This window comes from Tenacibaculum lutimaris (assembly GCF_003610735.1).
GTDB lineage: Bacteria > Bacteroidota > Bacteroidia > Flavobacteriales > Flavobacteriaceae > Polaribacter > Polaribacter lutimaris.
The window spans coordinates 268207-290642 of the sequence record NZ_RAQM01000009.1; the positions used below are offsets into that span (position 1 = coordinate 268207).

At 31.8% G+C, this 22436-nt stretch carries 21 protein-coding genes and 1 other RNA gene; 17 read left to right on the forward strand and 5 right to left on the reverse strand.

Annotation, left to right across the window (positions count from 1 at the left end; genetic code table 11):
* Nucleotides 1-6 precede the first annotated feature (6 nt).
* The 15 genes from C8N26_RS09585 (at nt 7) to C8N26_RS09655 (ending at nt 16632) form a co-directional block, all read left to right on the forward strand.
* Entirely contained in the window at nt 7-1683 is a 1677-nt protein-coding gene (locus C8N26_RS09585) for a hypothetical protein (protein WP_120187093.1), read from the forward strand.
* A 43-nt stretch (nt 1684-1726) separates the two neighbouring features.
* Nucleotides 1727-2314: an acyl carrier protein phosphodiesterase gene (locus C8N26_RS09590; protein ID WP_028890944.1), complete on the forward strand. Its 588-nt coding sequence runs from the start codon at nt 1727-1729 to the stop codon at nt 2312-2314.
* Nucleotides 2315-2319: 5 nt separating this feature from the next.
* On the forward strand, nt 2320-3999 hold the full coding sequence (gene ggt, locus C8N26_RS09595) for a gamma-glutamyltransferase (RefSeq protein ID WP_120187094.1): 1680 nt from the start codon (nt 2320-2322) through the stop codon (nt 3997-3999).
* Entirely contained in the window at nt 3999-4859 is an 861-nt protein-coding gene (locus C8N26_RS09600) for an RluA family pseudouridine synthase (RefSeq protein ID WP_120187095.1), read from the forward strand. Before ggt ends, C8N26_RS09600 begins: the two co-directional genes overlap by 1 nt.
* A 30-nt stretch (nt 4860-4889) precedes the next feature.
* Nucleotides 4890-5564, forward strand: coding sequence for a tRNA (guanosine(37)-N1)-methyltransferase TrmD (trmD, locus tag C8N26_RS09605; protein ID WP_120187096.1), 675 nt, complete (start codon nt 4890-4892; stop codon nt 5562-5564).
* Nucleotides 5565-5691: 127 nt separating this feature from the next.
* Complete coding sequence (rplS, locus tag C8N26_RS09610; RefSeq protein ID WP_028890940.1) at nt 5692-6039, forward strand: 50S ribosomal protein L19; 348 nt, start codon at nt 5692-5694, stop codon at nt 6037-6039.
* Between the two features lie 697 nt (nt 6040-6736).
* Nucleotides 6737-8962, forward strand: a complete 2226-nt coding sequence (locus C8N26_RS09615; RefSeq protein ID WP_120187097.1) for an NADP-dependent isocitrate dehydrogenase — start codon at nt 6737-6739, stop codon at nt 8960-8962.
* Between the two features lie 214 nt (nt 8963-9176).
* Entirely contained in the window at nt 9177-9992 is an 816-nt protein-coding gene (gene murQ / locus C8N26_RS09620) for an N-acetylmuramic acid 6-phosphate etherase (RefSeq protein ID WP_120187098.1), read from the forward strand.
* Nucleotides 9985-10227: a DUF6095 family protein gene (locus tag C8N26_RS09625; RefSeq protein WP_028890937.1), complete on the forward strand. Its 243-nt coding sequence runs from the start codon at nt 9985-9987 to the stop codon at nt 10225-10227. Before murQ ends, C8N26_RS09625 begins: the two co-directional genes overlap by 8 nt.
* Nucleotides 10214-11266, forward strand: a complete 1053-nt coding sequence (locus C8N26_RS09630; RefSeq protein ID WP_120187099.1) for an ATP-grasp domain-containing protein — start codon at nt 10214-10216, stop codon at nt 11264-11266. Before C8N26_RS09625 ends, C8N26_RS09630 begins: the two co-directional genes overlap by 14 nt.
* An 89-nt stretch (nt 11267-11355) precedes the next feature.
* On the forward strand, nt 11356-12306 hold the full coding sequence (locus tag C8N26_RS09635; protein WP_147418496.1) for a hypothetical protein: 951 nt from the start codon (nt 11356-11358) through the stop codon (nt 12304-12306).
* Between the two features lie 50 nt (nt 12307-12356).
* Nucleotides 12357-13046, forward strand: a complete 690-nt coding sequence (locus C8N26_RS09640) for a hypothetical protein (RefSeq protein ID WP_120187101.1) — start codon at nt 12357-12359, stop codon at nt 13044-13046.
* Nucleotides 13047-13052: 6 nt separating this feature from the next.
* Nucleotides 13053-14090, forward strand: a complete 1038-nt coding sequence (locus C8N26_RS09645; RefSeq protein WP_147418497.1) for a hypothetical protein — start codon at nt 13053-13055, stop codon at nt 14088-14090.
* 17 nt (nt 14091-14107) lie between these two features.
* Nucleotides 14108-15451 carry an Ig-like domain-containing protein gene (locus C8N26_RS09650; protein WP_120187103.1) on the forward strand — a complete coding sequence of 448 codons (1344 nt, stop codon included), beginning with the start codon at nt 14108-14110 and terminating at the stop codon, nt 15449-15451.
* On the forward strand, nt 15451-16632 hold the full coding sequence (locus C8N26_RS09655) for a gliding motility-associated C-terminal domain-containing protein (RefSeq protein ID WP_120187104.1): 1182 nt from the start codon (nt 15451-15453) through the stop codon (nt 16630-16632). Before C8N26_RS09650 ends, C8N26_RS09655 begins: the two co-directional genes overlap by 1 nt.
* A 3-nt stretch (nt 16633-16635) precedes the next feature.
* On the opposite strand, the gene C8N26_RS09660 is transcribed toward C8N26_RS09655, so the two are convergent.
* Entirely contained in the window at nt 16636-17130 is a 495-nt protein-coding gene (locus C8N26_RS09660) for a DinB family protein (protein WP_120187105.1), read from the reverse strand.
* 239 nt (nt 17131-17369) lie between these two features.
* Here C8N26_RS09660 and C8N26_RS09665 point away from each other — a divergent pair, with 239 nt between their 5' ends.
* Complete coding sequence (locus C8N26_RS09665) at nt 17370-18077, forward strand: hypothetical protein (RefSeq protein WP_120187106.1); 708 nt, start codon at nt 17370-17372, stop codon at nt 18075-18077.
* 56 nt (nt 18078-18133) lie between these two features.
* Here C8N26_RS09665 and rny read toward each other — a convergent pair whose 3' ends face one another.
* The 4 genes from rny to C8N26_RS09685 form a co-directional block, all read right to left on the reverse strand.
* Nucleotides 18134-19699, reverse strand: a complete 1566-nt coding sequence (gene rny / locus C8N26_RS09670; RefSeq protein WP_028890931.1) for a ribonuclease Y — start codon at nt 19697-19699, stop codon at nt 18134-18136.
* A gap of 49 nt (nt 19700-19748) precedes the next feature.
* Nucleotides 19749-19856, reverse strand: a non-coding RNA gene (gene ssrS / locus C8N26_RS09675) — 6S RNA.
* 59 nt (nt 19857-19915) lie between these two features.
* A complete protein-coding gene (locus C8N26_RS09680) occupies nt 19916-20203 on the reverse strand; it encodes a cell division protein ZapA (protein ID WP_028890930.1) in 288 nt (95 codons plus the stop codon).
* 12 nt (nt 20204-20215) lie between these two features.
* Nucleotides 20216-20506 (reverse strand): hypothetical protein, encoded by a 291-nt coding sequence (locus C8N26_RS09685; RefSeq protein WP_028890929.1) that lies wholly within the window; start codon nt 20504-20506, stop codon nt 20216-20218.
* A gap of 149 nt (nt 20507-20655) precedes the next feature.
* Between C8N26_RS09685 and C8N26_RS09690 the strand changes: the two genes are divergently transcribed.
* Nucleotides 20656-22353 carry a M23 family metallopeptidase gene (locus C8N26_RS09690; RefSeq protein ID WP_120187107.1) on the forward strand — a complete coding sequence of 566 codons (1698 nt, stop codon included), beginning with the start codon at nt 20656-20658 and terminating at the stop codon, nt 22351-22353.
* Nucleotides 22354-22436 lie beyond the last annotated feature (83 nt).

Consider the following 22436-nt stretch of genomic DNA (forward strand, 5'->3'; position numbering starts at 1 on the left):
ATGACAATGAAAAAAATTATATCAATCATATTTGTGTTTCTAACACAATTTACTGAAGCACAACAACAAGAAGGTAGTTTTAAAAAAAATATAGAAAAGTTTCCCTCTGAAAAAATTTATTTACACAACAATAATGACTTTTTACTTACAGGAGACAGGCTATTATACTCTATACATTGTTTTAATAATTTAAATCGTTATAGTTTTTATAGTAAAGTAGCATATATAGAGTTAATTGACAAAAACAATAAAAGTCTAGTAAAACAATCTATTTCATTAAAAAATGGACATGGTAATGGAGATATTTTTATTAATACTAATTTAGAAACAGGAACTTATAAACTTGTTTCTTATACTCAGTGGATGCTTAATAGAAGTAATGTATTCTCTAAAGATATTTTTATTGTTAACCCTTTTTCAAATAAATTATCAACTACAGACTCTATAGTTGATATGAATAATTCAAATAAACTTTCAGATAGTTTAATAATTAGAACTAACATAGATAACTTAATAACTTCTAGCCCTAAATCTTCCTATTCTAAACGAGAAAAAGTGTCTTTAAAACTTACAAATGAGTTTTCAAAACTTAAGGGACATTTTTCAGTTTCAATAAGAAAAAAACTTAACTTTTCCTTACCTAAAAATAATACAAATAATATATATATTAAACAAAAAGAAAAACTCTACCTACCAGAACTTAGAGGTACCCTCATTGAAGGAAGATTAGTTTCAAAATCACCAAATGTTTCAGTTTCAAATATCAATATTTCACTATCTCATAAAAACATCAATCTACCTATTAGTGCTTTAACAAACAAAGAAGGTAAGTTCTACTTTAACATCAATACCCCAAATACTAAAAACTTATTAATTCAAGTTCATGATAAAAATAAAAAACATTTCAAGGTAATTATAGATTCTAAAAATCACTTCAAACCTAATTTTGACACTTTTACTAATCTATATTTCAATGATTCTGTAATTAAAACAATTCAAAGGAGAAGTATCTATTCACAAATTGAAAATGCCTTTTTTTCAGTAAAAGGAAATAAAATAATAAACGATCTTAACAAAAATACATTACTTAGCAACAAAGGGACTACCTATTTACTAGACGAGTACAAAAGATTTAAAACTGTTAATGAAACATTTATTGAAGTTATTCCTAACGCCGGGTTTAATAGGAATGGAAAAAATCATGAACTTAATATTTTGGACCCAGAAGCTTATAAAGACTTAAAACTATTACCTTCTCTTGTAATTATTGATGGGTTTATTATTGATAATCATGAAGACTTAATGAACTTTGATCCTAACAAAATAAAATCTATCTCAATTATTAAAGATAAATATTTATATGGTAATGCTATTTATCAAGGAATAGCTATTGTAAAAACTTTTAAAAATAATTTTAATTCACAAAACACTCACACTCATCTTTTTCAAATAGAACCAATACAACACAAAAAAACATACTTCTTTCAAGATAGTATTAATAGTAACAATAAAAGAATACCTGACTTTAGAACACAGTTGTTTTGGAATCCAAATTTTAATTTAAAAAACAAAGAAATTATTTTTTTTACCTCTGATATTGTTGGAGAATACGAAGTCAACCTTAAAGGATATACAAATACAGGAAATTTTGTATCTTACAAACATAGCTTTTTTGTAAATTAAAAAACAAGGGACTAATTCCTTGTTTTTTGTTTACATTTATAAAATGAATTTTTTAGCGCATTTATACCTTTCCGATAATAACACCAATGTAATGATTGGTAACTTTATTGCCGATCATGTAAAAGGAAAAAACTTCTCTCACTATCATGAAGATATTCAAAAAGGTATTTTACTACACCGAGAAATAGACACTTACACAGATGCGCATGAAATTGTTAGGATTAGCAAACGTCGACTTCACGAAAGGTACCGCCATTATGATGGAGTTATTATTGATATTTTTTACGATCATTATTTAGCTAAAAACTGGAAAAATTATTCACAAATTCCATTAGACGTTTATGTAGATTCTGTTTATAATTTACTACAAAAAAACATCACTATTCTTCCTCAAAAAACTCAGGATATGCTTCCTTACATGATTGAGTATAACTGGCTATACAACTATCAGTTTGCCAAAGGTATTCAAGAAGTATTAAGCGGAATGAACAGACGCACGAATGGTAAATCTCATATGAATTTAGCTACAGAAGACTTACTAGAACATTATACTATTTTTGAAAACGATTTTACCACATTTTTTGAAGATTTACGCACTTTTTCGCATCAAAAACTAGAAGAATTAAGTTAAAACTCATGAAAAAAACATTCTTACTTCTTACAGTATTTATAACATTATATAGTTGTAAAAAAGATAAAGTTACAGGGGTAATAACCGAAAAAGCAATGGTTGTTTCTGCTCGTAAAGAAGCTTCAAAAATCGGTTCAGATATTTTACAAAAAGGAGGTAATGTTTTTGACGCTATGGTTGCCACTGAATTAGCGTTGGCTGTAGCATATCCATATGCTGGAAATCTTGGTGGTGGTGGATTTATGGTATACCGAAAAAACACAGGAGAAATTGGTGCATTAGATTATCGTGAAAAAGCGCCTCTTGCTTCTCATAAAGATATGTATTTAGATAGCTTAGGAAATGTAATTAAAAACAAAAGTACATTAGGGGCTATGGCAGTAGGAATCCCAGGAACAGTTGCTGGTGTTTTTGCTACACATAAAAAATTCGGTTCATTACCTATTCAAGAAATCTTAAAACCAGTCATTGCCTTAGCTAAAAAAGGAGTTATTGTTACTCAAAAACAAGAAGACCGTATAAAAAAATACCAACATTATTTTTTAGAAGTAAACAAAAACCCTATTCTTTTTGATAAACCTTGGAAAAAGGGTGACACTATTAAATATCCTGCTTTAGCCAAAACTTTAGAGCGTATTTCACAAAATGGTAGAGACGAATTTTATAAAGGTGAAACAGCAAAACGTCTCGTTACTTTTATGCAGGCAAATGGCGGAATTATAACTGAAGAAGATTTGGCTAAATACGAAGCTAAATGGAGAACCCCAATTACCTTTACCTACGACAATTTACGTATCATTTCTATGTCCCCACCTGCCAGTGGCGGAATTTGTTTAGCACAAATTATGAATGGAATTGAACCTTTTGACTTAGACAAGTTTGGGCATAACTCAACAAAGTCCATACAAGTTATCACAGAAGCAGAACGTAGAGCCTACGCAGATAGAAGTTTTTATTTAGGTGATCCAGACTTTGTAAAAATTCCAATTGAAACTCTCAAAAGTAAAGAATACACAAAAAATCGAATGAATGATTTTTCTTTTAAGAAAGCAACTTCTTCTACCGATGTCTCTCATGGAAGTATTACTATGATTGAGAGTGATGAAACTACCCACTACTCTATTGTTGATCAATTTGGAAATGCTGTTTCTGCTACCACAACAATTAACGGTGCTTATGGTTCTAAGCTATATTGCGCTGACTTAGGGTTCTTCTTAAACAACGAAATGGATGATTTTTCAAGCAAACCAGGTGTACCAAACATGTTCGGTTTAGTTGGAGCTGAAGCTAATAAAATAGAACCTGAAAAACGTATGTTGAGTTCTATGACTCCTACTATTGTAGAGAAGAATGATCAACTACATATGGTTGTAGGAACTCCTGGAGGCTCAACAATTATTACTTCCGTACTACAAACCATTTTAAATGTTCATGAATTTGACATGGGAATGCAAGAAGCCGTGAATCAACCACGTTTCCATCACCAATGGTTACCTGATGTTATTAAAATGGAGCCCAAAGGTTTTAACAAACAAGTAAAAAAAGACTTACAACAATTAGGATACAAATTAGATGAAACAAACTCACCTGTTATTGGAAAAGTGGATGCTATTTTAGTACTTCCTAACGGAAAATTAGAAGGTGGTGCCGACCCTAGAGGAGATGATACTGCTATTGGTTTTTAATGATTTTAGTTGAAACACATAAAGTTCCTCCTTTAGATAAACCTATTCGATTACAAGAATATGGCGTTGGTATTTTTGCTTCATTACCCACAAAATCTGGGCTAAAAAAAGCTATTAAAAACAACTTAATATTTGTTAACGGAAAACCTTCTACTACCGCATTATTTATTAAAGGAAACGAAACCATTGAATTATTTCAAGCTGAAGATAACACCTTTAAAAAACACTTCAATTTCCCTTTAGAAATTCTTTTTGAAGATGATTATTTAGCGATTATTTATAAGCCTGCTGGAATTTTAGTTAGTGGAAACTCTTTTGCCACGATTGACAATGCACTAACCCAAAACCTACAAAAAAGCACCTTACCAACTGCTACTCGTCCCCGACCAGTACACCGATTAGATTATCCTACTAGCGGATTACTACTCATTGGAAAAACAACCGAAAGTATCATTTCTCTTAATAAACTTTTTGAACAAAAAGAAATTCAAAAAACGTATCATGCAGTTTGCATTGGTAAAATGAAACGAAATGGAGAAATCGATTTACCTATTGACGATAAAAATGCTTTAACCTTGTTTGAAGTTATTCAAACAGTTACCTCTCCTCGATTTGGTCATCTAAATCTGGTAAAACTACACCCAAAAACAGGAAGAAAGCATCAATTACGTAAGCATCTTTTTAGTATTGGTAATCCGATTTTAGGAGATAAAGAATACTTTTTAGAAGATTTAGTCTTACACAGAAAGGGGTTATTCTTACATGCATCTACCCTATCCTTTACACACCCTTTTTCTAAAGAAAAAATAACGATTACAAAAGAACTTCCTAAGAAATTCAAAAAAATATTCTCACAGTAAAATATCCTTCAAAAGATATATCTTTGCCGCATGCGAATAGATATTATCACAGTAGAACCAGACTTAATTAAAAGCCCATTTGAAAACTCAATGATGAAAAGAGCTATTGAAAAAGGCTTAGCTGAAGTTCATTTTCACAACTTAAGAGAATACGGTTTTGGTAATTATCGTCAAGTAGACGATTACCAATTTGGTGGAGGTGCAGGCATGGTTTTAATGATTGAACCCATTGCTAAATGTATTAATAAATTACAATCTGAAAGAACGTATGATGAAATAATCTATATGACTCCTGATGCTAAAACCTTAAATCAAGCTACTGCAAACACACTTTCTTTACAAGAAAATATAATTATTTTAACAGGACATTATAAAGGTGTTGACCAACGTGTACGTGATAAGTTTGTTACTAAAGAAATATCTATTGGAGATTATGTATTAACTGGAGGAGAATTAGCAGCTGCTGTTTTATGCGATGCAGTAATACGATTAATTCCGGGAGTTTTAGGAGATGAAACATCAGCCTTAACAGATAGTTTTCAGGATAATTTACTATCACCACCAGTATACACAAGACCTTCTGAATATGAAGGAATGAAAGTACCAGAAGTTTTGTTATCTGGTAACTTCCCAAAAATTGAAGAGTGGCGTTCTGAACAAGCATACAAACGCACCAAAGAAATACGCCCTGATTTGTTAGATTAACTAATAATCAGCGTTTTATTTATTTTTTTTTATCAAAATAAAAAACTTAAATTTGCAGCCACTAAAATTAACCTCTGACGAAAAAATCGTGTATGTTACTTTTATACAACCATAAATAATTATAGAAATGGATTTAGTAAAATTTGTTCAAGACGAATTTGTAACAAAAAACGAATTACCAGAATTCGCAGCTGGAGACACTATTACAGTGTACTACGAAATTAGAGAAGGAGATAAAGTTCGTACTCAGTTCTTTAGAGGAGTTGTTATCCAAAAAAGAGGTAGTGGAGCTTCTGAAACATTTACTATCAGAAAAATGTCTGGTACTGTAGGTGTTGAACGTATCTTCCCAATCAACTTACCATCTATTCAAAAGATCGAAATTAACAAAAGAGGTAAAGTACGTAGAGCTCGTATTTTCTACTTTAGAGATCTTACTGGTAAGAAAGCAAGAATCAAAGAAAGAAGACACTAAGATTTTCTTTCATTCAAGAAGTAAAAGCACTGTATTATTACAGTGCTTTTTTTATGCACATTTTGTTAATAAACCCAAACACCCAATCTGTTGATAACTAATAGATTAAAAACATTGTAATTACACAAAAACTTCTTATCTTTGAGAAAGAGTTTACAAATAAGTGACGTCAGAAAATAGTTCAACTATACTAATCACACAAAGTAAACCATTTAAAGTAACGTTCTTTATATATCTTGTTTTTAAACTAAAGAGCTAAGTACCATCGTAATTTTTGATTAATTGTAAGTTATTAGTAATTTAGAATTTTCTAGTTATAAGTATTATTGGTTTTAAATTTAGCGAACCTGTTTAAAAACATCGAAGTAGTAGTTTTATAAATAGATTTTTTATAAAATGAAACTTCAAATTTGAAGTAGTAATGTAGTTTTTTCTACGGAAAAAACATAAACACTGTTTTATTTGATGATGTAGCAATACAAGTCAGTGCCCTTACTATTTCAGGAAAGCCATGTTAATTACAAGAAATTGTTTTGATATGGCTTTTTTTTTAATAACAAAATCTTCATTTTAAGCAGCTATATTATTATTTTCACAATAAAACACCTTAATTAATAATAATTTATCAGCAAAAAACTCATTCGTAATTCTTAAATTTGCCTCACTTCAAAATATAATTTAATTATTACATATAAATATGAATAAGACTGCTAAAATTATGTATACAAAAACGGATGAAGCTCCAGCATTAGCTACACGTTCGTTTTTACCTATCGTAAAAGCTTTTACAAAATCATCTAACATAGAAATAGAAACCAAAGATATTTCTCTTGCTGGTCGTATTCTTGCTAACTTTTCAGACTACTTAACAAAAGAACAACAAGTAGAAGATGCTTTAGCTTTTTTAGGTGACCTAGCTAAAAAACCAGAAGCTAACATTATTAAACTTCCTAACATTTCAGCTTCTGTTCCTCAATTAAAAGCGGCTATAAAAGAACTACAAGCTTTAGGATATGCTTTACCTGATTACCCAGAAGAAGCTACAACTGATGAAGAAAAAGCTGTTTTAGCACGTTATAATAAAGTAAAAGGTTCTGCTGTAAATCCTGTTTTACGTGAAGGTAACTCTGACCGTAGAGCTCCAAAAGCTGTAAAAAATTACGCAAAAAAGAACCCTCATTCAATGGGAGCTTGGAGTTCTGACTCTAAAACTCACGTTTCAACAATGACAGAAGGTGATTTTGCACATAGTGAGAAATCAGTTACTCTACCAAATGCAACTAATGTACAAATTGTACATACAGATGATAATGGAAACAAAACTATATTAAAAGATAACTTATCATTATTAGCGAAAGAAGTTATTGATGCTTCTGTAATGAGTAAAAAAGCATTATTAACTTTCTTAGAAGAACAAGTTAAAGACGCTAACGACAAAGGAGTATTATTCTCTTTACATATGAAAGCAACCATGATGAAGGTTTCTGACCCTATTATTTTTGGTCATGCTGTTCGTGTTTTCTTTAAAGATTTATTTGCTAAGCATGGTAATACCTTTAAAGAAATTGGTGTAGATGTAAATAACGGTTTTGGTAACTTACTAAGTAACCTTGAAGAGTTATCTGCTGATAAAAAAGCAGAAATTCTAGCAGATATTGAAGCTATTTACACTAGTAACCCTGATGTTGCAATGGTAAATTCTGACAAAGGAATTACCAATTTACACGTTCCTTCTGACGTAATTATTGATGCTTCTATGCCGGCAATGATTCGTACTTCAGGTCAAATGTGGAATAAAGAAGGAAAGCCTCAAGATGCTAAAGCTGTAATTCCTGATAGTTCTTATGCTGGTTTATACCAAGAAACTATTGATTTCTGTAAAAAGAATGGTGCTTTTGATCCTACTACAATGGGTACAGTTCCTAACGTAGGCTTAATGGCTCAAAAGGCTGAAGAATACGGTTCTCATGATAAAACATTTGAAATTACTTCTAACGGAAAAGTTGAAGTGATTGATGCCAACGGGACTACTTTATTAGAGCATACTGTTGAAGCTGGTGATATTTGGAGAATGTGTCAAACAAAAGACGCACCTATTCAAGATTGGGTAAAATTAGCTGTTACTCGTGCAAGAGCTACAGGAGCACCTGCAGTTTTTTGGCTAGGTGAAGAAAGAGCTCATGATAGAGAGATTATTAAAAAAGTAGAAAAGTACTTACAAGATCATGATACTACTGGATTAGAAATTAAAATCTTATCTCAAGTAGAAGCTACTAAATATACTTTAGAGAGAGTTAAAGCAGGTAAAGAAACTATTTCAGTAACAGGAAATGTATTACGTGACTACTTAACTGACTTATTCCCTATTTTAGAATTAGGAACTTCAGCAAAAATGTTATCTATCGTACCATTAATGAATGGTGGTGGATTGTTTGAAACGGGTGCTGGTGGATCTGCTCCTAAACACGTTGAGCAATTAGTAGAAGAAAACCACTTACGCTGGGATTCTTTAGGTGAATTTTTAGCTTTAGCTGTTTCTTTAGAACACTTAGGTGAAACAAATGACAATAGTAAAGCAAAAGTTTTAGCAGAAACCTTAGACGATGCAACAAGCAAGTTGTTAGACAACAAAAAAGGGCCTTCAAGAAAAACTGGAGAGTTAGACAACAGAGGTTCACACTTTTATTTAGCAATGTACTGGGCTCAAGCTTTAGCTACTCAGGACAAAGATGCTGAATTAAAAGCTCAGTTTGCTCCAATAGCTAAAAAAATGGCTACTAAAGAAACTACAATTGTAAATGAGCTAAACACTGTTCAAGGAAAGACCGTAAATATAGGTGGTTACTACGAACCTAATGATACTTTAACTGATGATGTTATGCGACCTAGCACTACTTTTAATACAATTTTACAGAGTATTTAATCAGTATAACAACTTTTAATAAACAAAAAAGCAGGTGAGAAATCACCTGCTTTTTTGTTTAAATAAGGAAACTAAACAATTTATTAAATAACAACTTCCCCAAATTATTAATTATAATCCCAAATAAATATCGTTCGGTTTTATATAATTGGACACTAAAAAATTATAAACGTCACGCTTCTTTCTTAAACTTTTTAATTAGTAAATTTGAAGCATGAAGTTTATCAAAACGACCGAGCAAGATTCTAAGTACAATAACTTAGAACAAATGAGTATTTCTGAGTTATTAACTAACATTAATAATGAGGATAAAACAGTTCCTTTAGCTGTTGAAAAAGCTTTACCACAAATAGAAAAACTAACCCAACAAATTGTTTCAAAGCTTAAGGAAGGTGGACGATTGTTTTATATGGGAGCAGGAACTAGTGGTAGATTAGGAATTGTTGATGCAAGTGAATGTCCTCCTACTTTTGGCGTACCACATGAATTGGTTGTTGGCTTAATTGCTGGTGGTGACTATGCTATTAGAAAAGCAGTAGAGTTTGCAGAAGATTCAACTACACAAGGTTGGGAAGATTTACAAAAACACAACTTATCATCCAAAGATATTGTTGTTGGTATTGCTGCTTCTGGGACTACTCCGTATGTGATATCGGCTCTAGAAAAATGTAACGAAAACAATATAGTCACAGGCTGTATAACCTGTAATCAAGAAAGTCCTTTAGCACTCACTGCACAATTTCCAATTGAAGTTGTTGTAGGTCCTGAATTTGTAACTGGAAGTTCCCGAATGAAAGCAGGAACAGCACAAAAATTAGTACTAAATATGCTTTCTACAGCTAGCATGATTCAATTAGGAAAAGTAAAAGGAAATAAAATGGTAGATATGCAACTATCTAACAACAAACTAGTTGACAGAGGTGAAAAAATGCTAATGACTGAATTACAAATAGATCAAAAAACTGCAGCAGACTTATTAAAAAAACACGGAAGTGTTAGAGAAGCTATTAAAAATTTTAACAATGGGTAACGATTCTACTTTAGAAAAAGGCATAAAAAAACTCTTAATCTTTTTAGGATTACTTATTGCTTCTCCTCTGGTATTAAGTATCGCTTTTAAAGCGTTACGTATTTTTAAAGAAGCACCAAAAGTTTTCTTTGCTTATAGCTTATTAACGATTGGAGTTTCATTAACTCTTTTTACCGTATATTTCGGTTTTAAAACATTTAAAACCTTACTAGATTACCTTTTTGAAAAAAAGTAACACCATACAAAAGCTTACCAATTGGGAACACTGGCCTTCACCTATGTTTTATCTCCCTAACCTGCCTTATGCTTTTTATTTAGCACTAAGAGCCAAACATTTAGCTTTTTTTAGTGCTACAAATCCGTGTATAAAAAGTTCAGGAAACGGAACAGAAAGCAAGTACGAAACCATTTTATTAGTCCCAAAAAAACATCGTCCAAAATCGGTTTTAGTACAACCTAACTCAAAGTTTAAAAATATTCTTCTAGCTCTTGAAAAGGAAAGCATAGCTTTTCCTTTAATTGCCAAACCAGATGTAGGTTTTAGAGGCTTACTAGTTCAAAAAATAGTTACTGAAAAAGAACTTAAAAACTATCTTAAAAAGTATCCTATCAACATCATTATTCAGGAGTTTCTAGACTATGAAAATGAATGCGGAGTTTTTTACCATAGAAATCCAAATGAAAACACGGGTCAAATCTCTTCGTTAACGTTAAAACATTTTTTATCGGTAACTGGAGATGGTACATCTAGCCTAAAAGAGTTAATTCTTAAAGACAACAGAGCTAAATTATACCTAGATTTATTTGCTGAAATACATAAAGAAAAACTTGACTCTATTCCGAAGAAAAACGAAATCATAAAACTTACTGCAGTAGGAAATCACTCTAAAGGAACACAATTTATAAACGGTAATCATCTTATCACTAAAAAATTGATTAGCACTTTTGATCAATTGAGTAAATCTATTCCTGGATGGTACTACGGAAGAGTAGATTTAAAATATAATACGTTTGAAGAGTTAGAAAATGGTACCGATTTTAAAGTCTTAGAAATTAACGGAATTATTGCTGAACCAACACATATTTACGATTCAGAAAACTATACATACTTAAAAGCTTTAAAAGCAATTAGAACACATTGGAAGTCTCTTTTCAACATCGCAACCACGAATCATACTCATTTTAACACCCCTTACAAAAATCCTTTTCACTTCTTAAACGAAATCATCGTTTTAAAAAAATACACAAAAAAAATAAAACATTTCTCTAAATAAAAAATTCTTTTTTTATCTTTGTCCTCGATACAAGTCCTTGTATTATAAGAATCCCCCCGAGTCTTAAAACCAATTAACTAACTCATTGAATGGAAAGAAAACTACTCTTTTCTTTGATTCTTATTTGCATGGTACTCCCCTCTTTTTCTCAGGTAAAAGTTGGAGAGAATCCTTCATCTATAGACCCAAATTCCATTTTAGAACTAGAAAGCTCAGACAAAGTATTAGTTATTAGCAGAATGACTGATACTCAAATGAACGCTATTCAACCGCTACGAGGTGCTTTGGTTTTTAATACAGACCAAAATTGTGTGTTTGTGTACGAAGGAAGCTCATGGGTAAGCTTATGCAATGGCTCTAGTAATGTTAGAGAAGCTATTAAGGTTACTACTTCTCCTACACCTCCAACCGATAATGCTATTGGAGATTTTTGGATTAACGATACTCAAAATAACAAAACACACATCTGGGATGGAAGTAGCTGGATTGCTATAGATAACAATCCAAGAAGAGGCAACGGACCTCCTAATGCGAGTACTGCTCCAAATCCAACACCTGGAGATGTTTATGTAGATAGTACTTCTGGAGTTATTTACGCTTATGATGGTACTACATGGGCTACATCTAACACAACAACTTCTGCCAATAATGGACTTTCAGTAAGCGCAAACACTATTCAATTAGGTGGTGTATTAATACAACCTACCATTATTAGAACAGATACTAACAATACTTTAGCTATAACTGGCTTAGAAAACGGAGATATAACAACTGATGATGTTGTTACTGTTGATAGAACTACAGGAATTTTAAAAAGAACTTCTGCTAGTAATTTATTAAGAGAAGAAGTTACTAAAATTACAGCTACTGACGGACAAGTAACCTTTACTGGATTAACACTATATACCACAGATAAAATTAACGTGTATAGAAACGGTGTACGAATAGATTTTACGGTTGACAACCCTACCACCATTACCATAGAACCTGAGGCTATATGCTATGCAGGTGATGAAATACGAATAGTTCAATTATATTAATACATAACAGAAAATTAAAAAAGATTAATAACGCAATCAATTCTTAAATTATGAAAACAATTACAAACAAATTAAAAGTCGCTTTAGTAGCTGTTGGTTTCCTAGCCGTAGGTACTGTGAGCGCACAATCAACATCTGATGTAGCTAAAGGAGCTACGGCTGTTAGATTAATTGATAACAAGGGTACTATCAAGTATTTACAGTCTAACAATGGTATTACACAAATTGTAAATACTACAAATGACAAAACAACTACAACATGGCAATTAGGAGGTACTTTAAATACAGCTACTACGATTGGTTTAGATGGTAATACTTTTACTATTGATGGAAATACATTTACTTTACTAGGTACCGATGCTGAGAATGGTCCCGCAGCTATTGCTGATGCAACAGACACTACTGACGGTATTGAAAATACTGGTTTCACTGTCTTAGTTAGAGATGAAGCTACAGGTGTAGTAAGAAAAACGTTAGCTTCAAATATTTTTCAAGTTACAGCAGGAAGAGATGAATTTCCAATTGCTAATGATGGAGATGTTACCGTAACTGCAAATGGTTTAGCTGCAGGAACATCTATTAATAATGTATCTGTATACAGAAATGGTGCTAAACTAAGAGCTGGTATAGATTACACAATTACGGCTGACAATACTATTACTCTTGATACGAGTGCACCAGCTCCAAATGACTGGACTACTTACGCTGGTGACATTATTGAAATACAATGGGTTAACTAATTCTTAATGCATAAAAACATTAAACATATAAATTTTTTTATACTAACTTTTGCATTGGTGCTACTAAACTTTAGCGCCAATGCACAAGAAGTTAGGGTTATTGATAATAAAGGAACTATACAAACGGTTAATAACAATACTGTAATAACCTCTACAAATGCACCAACCCTTCCTCTTGAAAATGATGTTTGGTTTGATACTACCAATAATCAAATAAAAATATATGATACTGTAGACGGTTGGAAATTAATCACCTCTACATTAGCATCTCAAAACATTTATACTGCTGATGGAACGTTAACAAGTAGTCGTAGACTAGACGGATTTGACTTATACTCACTAAATATGGAAAGAATTAGAGATTTAACCATATCTAGTACATATAGCACTCGTATTTCTGCTGGTACTACCATGCAACTATCAGCTCTAGGTAATATTACTTTACAAAGTCCAACAAAATTTGACCGAACTCTTTTAGATATTAATAACTCAGCTGGAACTTCTGGTCAAGTATTAACCTCAACAGGAACTGGAGTTCAATGGGCAAACAGCCAACAAAATACGGTTACAGTGTCAACCGATACAGACACTATTCAAAATGAACCAGACGGGACTTTTCCTGTTTCGCCGATAGAAAACGATACATTTATATATAAACCTACCAATGGTGAAAAGGTATATTATGTTTTTGATGGTACTGAGTGGAATATGATAGCTCCAACAAAAGCTGCTAGAGTGTTTTATCCGCCTTCAATTGAAATTCCTGCTTCTACAATTGGAGCTCAAACTCCTATTGATTTATATCAAATGTATCGCGATCAATTTACAAGTCCTATAGCCCAATCTGATGCTACCGCATCCATACCTTTTTATGAACGAGATGAGTTATATTATTTTGTAACTGATGCAGATCCTGATGTATTTGGTGATGGTACAAATGTTACAGGAATGACTATTTCTTCAACAGGAATTTTAAATTATACAGTATCATCAACTCCAACCGATGATAACACAATTATCAATGTAGTCTTTGTAGTAAAATAATACTAAAAAGAAAGCTTATGAAGTTTTTAAAAACATATATTTTTTTCTTTTTTGTATTAATTTCTAATATTTCAATTAGTCAAAATATTCATGATTTTAGAAGTGTAAACTCCGGTGATTGGAACGATGTAAATAATTGGGAGTATTATAATGGTACTTCTTGGGTGGCTGCCCCTTACTATCCTGGTAACGGTGCTACGAATGATGTTACAATAATTGGTGGAAACACAATTAATTTAAATGTTTCCCCTCCTCAAAATATAAACTCTATAACTGTAGGAGACGGGGACAGAAACAATAAAGCTATTCTACATATTGCCACTTCTTCAACCCTGAAAACCACTAGTTTTACAATTGCTTATGACGGGTATGTAACATGGGAAAATGTCGCCTTAACATTTCCTGATTCTGATACTGATATTTACATTGAATCTAATGATTCTGGTTATGGATTAGAAATAGCTAAACCATGTAGTGCAAGTAAATCTATTTATTTAGGATCTGTAAAATATGCTATTTGTAATGAGAATTCAAATAGTGCTGACTACTCATTTTCAGATTTAAATAACAATGGAGGTTCACTTACTGTAAGTCCTACATCTAACAGCCCTATTTGTTTAGGAGATACTGTTTTTTTATCTGCTAACCCCTCTGGTCCTGGTACTAAAAACTTTTCTTGGAACTTAATAGCATCTCCTAACTCAGATACATATACATCGACATCAGAAAACCCTAATAATTATATTCCTTCACTTTCAGGAGACTACACTTTTGAAGTAACTGTTACAAATGAGAATGGTAATACAGACACGAAAACAATTGTTGTAACAGTAAACACCTCTCCAAGCCCCCCTATCAGTTCTGGTAATATATCGGAATGTGCTGCAAGCCCAATACAAACCTTAGATGCTAACGATGCTATTACATCTGCAGGTACTATTACCTGGTACGATGCTATGACTGGTGGAAATGTTGTTAGTAATCCAACATTGGCTACTGAAGACACAATAACTTATTATGCAGAATATTCAGATGGTACTTGTACCAGTACAAGAACTCCAGTTACGCTAACCATAAACTCATTACCTATTGCCCCAACAGGCGATACCGAACAAAAATTTTGTTCAGCAAACAATCCTACGGTAGCTAATTTAACAGCTGCAGGAACTAACATACAATGGTATACCAGTACTACAGGAGGTACTGCTTTAGCTAATACAACTCCATTAACCACCAATACCTATTATGCTAGCCAATCAGATACAAACTGTGAAAGCTCAGATCGTTTAGCGGTAAATGTAATTATTAGCGGATGTAGAGTAATTACCAACCGCCGTATAACCTACAGAGTAAAAAAATAATGAAGTATCAAAAATACATATCGTTTATTTTTATCTTGAGTAGTTTTGTTACTATTGCTCAAAACGCATTTTTAAACACAGGAAATGTACAACTACACGATGGTGCTCAAATAGGTTTTCATACCAATGTGGTGAACGAAGGTACTTTAGATAATTATACTGGTTTTGCTGGTTTTTATGCTGACACTGAAATTAGAACTATTTCAGGAACTAACAAAATTACTTTTTTTAATGTTGAAATTGATGCGCTACAAAATCTAGAATTATACAACTCTCTAGGAGTTCGTAATCAATTAGATTTTATTAACGGACAAGTAATTACTCCTAGAAATAACACCAATATCACCCTCGATTTTATCGATTATGATTTCTATGCAGGTGAAGATAACGAACGACATGTAAATGGATACTCATCTATTAAACAAGGTAATAAAAACACCTCAGATTTTATATTTCCTATCGGAGATGGCTCTATGTTACGTTCGATGAGTATTCCAAATGCCAACAGATATTATACATTTAAAGGTGCTTATTTTTACGAAGACCCTAATTTTCCTTCAACATTTACAGGTAATTTTTTAACAGATCAAAAACAGGCTATTATTGAAAACATTAGTCAAACAGAGTTTTGGGACCTTGATGGTAGAAATGAAACTCGTATTACCTTAACTTGGAATTCTCGTAGTGATATTACTACTTTAGCAAACAATATTTCTCAACTCATTGTGGTTGGTTGGAGTAAGACCGAAAACCAATGGGAAAACTTGGATGTTTTAGAAGTTACAGGAAATTTGTCTGAAGGAACTATTACATCTGCAGCCTTTGTTCCTAATAATTATGAAGTTATTACTATTGGTTCTTTAATGAGTGATGAAATTAAAGATGATAATAATAATAATATTCTAATTTCTCCGAACGGAGACAACCTAAACGATTATTTAGTTTTTGATGAAGTTAATGAATATACTCACAATAAACTAGTTATCTACAATCGTTGGGGGGTTATTGTTTATCAAACAGAAGATTATAAAAATAATTGGGACGGTACTTCTAACGGAAGATCTACTATTAACAAAGAAGATAAACTTCCTTCTGCTACTTATTTCTATTATTTAGAATTAGGTGATCAACCTAACACCTATCAAAAACTTAAAAAAGGTTGGGTGTATATTAACCGATAATACTTACTCGGCAAACACTTTCTTAGGAGTTGTTGGATTATAGCCAAAATCTGCATCAGGTAATTCAATCCCTAATTGATTTATGATAAACCCTATACTTGCAAAATGATGTATTGCATGGCTATGCGCTTGTATTAATGCACTTCCTAAAGTATAATTTGCAGTAACCTTTCCTGTTCCTAAATCATCAGTAACAGAGATTATTTTATCAAAATCCTCAATGTTTAAACAGTGTAATCCAGCAATTACTTCATTAAAGTAAGCTATTCCAAACGCTGTTTTTTCTTCCGCTAATTTATTTCGTTCTCTATCAGAAAAATCTACACACTTTTTTTCGAGCCCATTAAAAATACAAGCAAAAACATCCAATATATGTCTCATATTAGCCCCTATACTCGAATAGTAAGGAGGTATTGATTTATCACTATACTGTTCATCTGTTATCGCTGTTAATAGTTTAATTCCTCGTTGTAAATTTTTCTCAATAGCTTCAACCATTCTTATATATAAGTTTTAAAGTAAGTCGTATAAATATAGAACTTTTTACTTTGGAATGTAAATTATTTTAAAAACCAAAATAACAAATTGATTTGCAAGAAAATACCTAACAAACTAACCTTAAAGTCTAACTCAAAAAAACACCCATTTGACTTTTTGGCACGTTCTTTGAAAATTAATCAAACAAATGCGGAAGCCGAAAAGCATATAGAGTAAGCATAACCCTAAAATTAGCAATTATGAGAACAGGGATACTATTATTATTAGCAATGATGTCTTTAAGCACAGTTAAAGCAAACGACAACATTACAAAATCAACTAGCAAAATTGGGGTTACTATTCGCCACAACGACGCTGTTACCTTTGTTGAAAGAGGAGTTCAATTTCATGTATTTTTAAATGGTGATTTCGATTTTAACACACATTATAACAGATACTCTGATTATGGAGTAAGAATTAACCGAGACAGAAGTGGACGTATTAGAAGTGTGGGTAATGTTCACATTAATTATGATCGTAGAGGTAATGTTACCAGAATTGGTAGTGTTTTTATGAAGTACAAGTTTGGTAATTTGTTTAAGGTTGGTAACTTACGTATTCAATATGACAGATGGGGTAATCCTAGATATAGAGGGTTTGTAAAACCAGGCCACCACAATCATTACGATGATGATTATTACTATTATGATGACGGAGTTGATGTAAGTATTGATATAAACATTGGTGATATTTTTGATTATAACGATGTATATTTTTACAGAAAAGATTTTACTAGAAACTATCGTCAGTTTAGAGAAGATAACGATTTTTACTACTACAGAGCCGTACCAAATGCTAAGATTGGTAAAAAGAGTAAAATAATTAAAAGACGTAAGAATAAAGAAAACAAATACTACAAAAAAGGGAAGCCTGAGCAAAGAGGTAAATCAAGAAGAAACCATGATTAAACAAAAAATCCCTCATCAAATTTGATGAGGGATTTTTTTCTATTTATACTTTGTAATTATTTAGCTACATTAACCGCTCTTGTTTCACGAATTACGGTAACTTTTACTTGACCTGGATATGTCATATCATTTTGAATTTTTTGAGAAATATTAAATGATAATTCAGCTGCTTTAGTATCGTTTACTTTAGCACTTTCAACCATAACTCTTAACTCTCGTCCCGCTTGAATAGCATACGCTTTTTGTACTCCGTTAAACCCAAAAGCAATATCTTCTAAATCCTTTAAACGTTGGATGTACGAATCTAACACTTGACGACGAGCTCCTGGTCTTGCACCAGAAATAGCATCACACACCTGAACAATTGGAGACAACATACTCTTCATTTCAATTTCATCGTGGTGCGCTCCAATAGCGTTACATACATCAGGTTTTTCACCATACTTTTCAGCCCATTGCATTCCTAATAATGCGTGTGGTAATTCACTTTCTGTTTCTGGTACCTTACCTATATCATGTAACAATCCTGCTCGTTTAGCTGCTTTAGCATTTAAGCCCATTTCTGCAGCCATAATACCACATAAATTAGCTACTTCACGCGAGTGTTGTAATAAATTTTGACCGTAAGAAGAACGATACTTCATACGTCCAACTGTTTTTATTAATTCAGGGTGTAAACCGTGAATTCCTAAATCAATTACAGTACGCTTACCTACCTCAATAATCTCTTGAGTAATTTGCTTTTCGGTCTTTTTAACAACCTCTTCAATTCTAGCAGGGTGAATTCTTCCATCAGTTACTAATTTATGCATTGATAAACGAGCAATTTCTCTACGAACAGGGTCAAAACAAGATAAAATGATTGCTTCTGGAGTATCATCAACAATAATTTCAACACCTGTAGCTGCTTCTAATGCACGAATATTACGTCCTTCACGACCAATAATTCTTCCTTTTACATCATCAGACTCTAAGTTAAATACCGATACACAATTTTCTACTGCTTGCTCCACTCCTACTCGTTGAATCGTGTTTAATACTACTTTACGAGCTTCTTGTTGCGCCGTCATTTTAGCTTCTTCAACTGTATCTTGAATAAAAGACATCGCATCTGCTTTTGCTTCATCTTTTAAGGAAGCTACTAGTTCAGTTTTAGCCTCATCTGCTGATAATCCTGAAATTTGCTCAAGCATTTCTACATGACGCTTGTGCATTTTTTCAACTTCAGATTCTTTTTTCTCTAAGAATTCAATTTTATAGTCAAAATCAGCTTCTTTCTTTTCTAATTGCTTATTAAGTTTTTTGGTTTTATCTAACTCTGAAGATACTTGACTCTCTTTATCTCTTATTCTCTTTTCTACATCAGAAACTTTTTTCTCTCTTGATAAGATTACTTTTTCATGTTCAGATTTTAATTCTATAAACTTTTCTTTAGCTTGTAAAATCTTATCTTTCTTTATTGCTTCGGCTTCAACTTTAGCTTCTTTTAAAATGCTATTTGCCTCTTTTTTTGTTTCTTGTATTAATTTATTCGCGTTAGATTTCTCTAACATCTTAGCAATAAAAAAACCTATTGCTATACCTATAATTCCTGCTAAAACAGGAAATAATATTCCCTCCATAATTGTGATTTGATTATATAAAAAAAGCCTACATTAATAGGGTTATCATAAACTCCAAAAAACAAGTTTAGGATTAACTGGCTGATCAAGGATCCGAGGTAAAATCGGCATGCTTTACTAACCATGACTCATCCTTTATAATTGAATAACGTTGAGTTTAACAAACGATGTACTAATGTAGGCAGTATGTTTAAATATTATATTTTAAAGAACGTATTATAAATGATTTTCTAGCAATTTAGTCAATTCATTTATTTTTTCCAATACTTCGGTATTTTCTTTAGTATTTTTTAACGATACTATTTCGGCTTTTGATGCAAATTGCAATGCACACATTGCCAATACATCTTGTTTATCTGCTACCGCATAATTTTGTTCAAACTTAGCTATTAATTCATTAATGTTTTTTGCCGCTTTTCGCATCCCTTCTTCTTCATTGGTATCATTAACACTCAACGGATACGTTCTTCCTGCAATGACTACATTAACTTTTATTTTTGCCATGTAAAGAACCTTTTATGTGTTCAAAAGAGAAATACATTTATCTATCTCTCGAACTAAAGTATTTATTTTGAGTTTTGTTTCTCTTGTACTTTCGTTACTGCCTTCAATAGTTTTGGCAACTTTTAACAAAGCATATTCTTTTTGCTGTTTTTCTAATTGCTTCTCTTTTTCTTGTAATAAAACTTGTAACTCCGCGTTATTCTGAAGTAATACTTGATTTTCTTCTTTTAAAAATTCATAGTTAGAAAGTAAGTTCTTCAACTTATCTTCCAGTAAATGAATTGCTTCTAAAGGGTTACTCATTTATTTGTAGAGAATAAAACTATAATCACAAAGTTATTAATATAACTTATAATTAGCAACTCTTTTAGTGTTTTTTACCAAAACACTGTTTATTAACCCTTTAACAACTTAGTATTATTTTACTATTTTTGTTTGAAAACTATTGTACATTGAAGCTTTATTTTTCACTTATTTTATTCTTATTTATTACAACTGTTAATGCACAGGCACCGTACCCTAAAAACTATTTTTCTAACCCTTTAAAAATCCCTGTAGTGCTATCAGGAACGTTTGGTGAATTACGTAGCAATCACTTTCATTCGGGTATTGACATTAAAACACAAGGTAAAGAAGGTATTCCTATTTATGCCCCTGCTGATGGTTATGTTTCTCGTATTAAAGTGCAACAATATGGTTTTGGAAAAGCGCTATACATTACCCACCCTAATGGCTATACTACTGTATACGCTCATTTAAAGTATTTTGAACCAAAAATTCAAAAATATGTAAAAGGCATTCAGTACAAAAAAGAAGATTATAACACTGGGAATCTTTTTCTTTCTTCTGATAAATTTCCTGTTAAAAAAGGACAACTCATAGGATATACTGGTGATACTGGTAGTTCTGGAGGCCCACATTTGCACTACGAAATTAGAGACACAGAAACAGAAAACATTATTAATCCTATGCATTTTGGATTAACAGCACATGACGACACTCCTCCTACCATTCAAAAATTAATGGCTTATCCATTAAGTGATGATGCTCGAATTAATAATTCTTCTTTAGAGTCTATTGTTTCTTTTAAAAACAATAGTAATGGTAATTACGTTGCAGAAAAAATTATAGCGAGCGGTACCATTGGTTTTGGTATTAGTGTTTTTGATCGTTTAAATGGAGCCTACAATAAAAATGGTATATACAGCCTAGAAATGAAAGTTAATGGTAAAAGAGTATACTACCATGACGTAGAAACCTTTTCGTTTGCAGAAAGTAAATATATTAATTTACTAATTGATTATAAACATTATAAAAAATATAAAAATCGTCTTCAAAAAACTCATAAAGTAGCGGCCAATAGACTTAGCCTATATGAAGACCTTATAAATAATGGTAAAATTCATATTGAAAATGGAGCGAATTATAATATTGAAATTATTGCCAAAGATTTTGAGGATAACACCTCTAAAATTAGGATTCCGGTACAGGGAGTAAAAAGTAATTTAGTTTTTAAGGAAAAAGACACTACTAATTACAAAATTACTGCTACTGAGTTCAATAAATTTCATCAAAAAAATGTTACTGTAGCCTTTCCTAAAAACACATTTTACACTGATTGTTTCATCGACTTCAAGGTAGAAAACGGTACAGCAAAAATTCATGAACCTACAATTCCATTAGACAAACGATATACACTTACTTTTGAAACATCTTTTTTATCCGAAGATCAAAAACAACATGTATACATTGCTAATGTTACCAATCCTAAATATCCTAGATATACCGCTACAAAGAAAAAAATAGACAAGGTTTATACCACTACTAAGGTTTTGGGAAGCTATGCTTTACGTTTTGATACCAAAAAACCAACCATTCAACTATATAATTTTAGCAATAATCAGTGGATTTCTAAAAACAAGACCCTAAAAGTTAAAATTAAAGATGACGAAACTGGTATAAAAAACTACCGCGCTACTATTAATGGTCAGTGGATTTTAATGGAATTAAATCACAAAAAAGGAATTTTAACCTATGATTTTAGTGATAAAAAATTAGAAGGAAGCAAGCATCTTTTTAAAATTGTAGTTTCTGACAATGTTGGAAATACTGAAACTGTATCTGCTACTTTCTTTAAAAAAGTAAATTAAGACTAAAGCTCTATTCTGTTAATCTTTTTAAAACACAAAATAAAGATATCTTATTAAACTCATAAACAAACACTTAACAGACC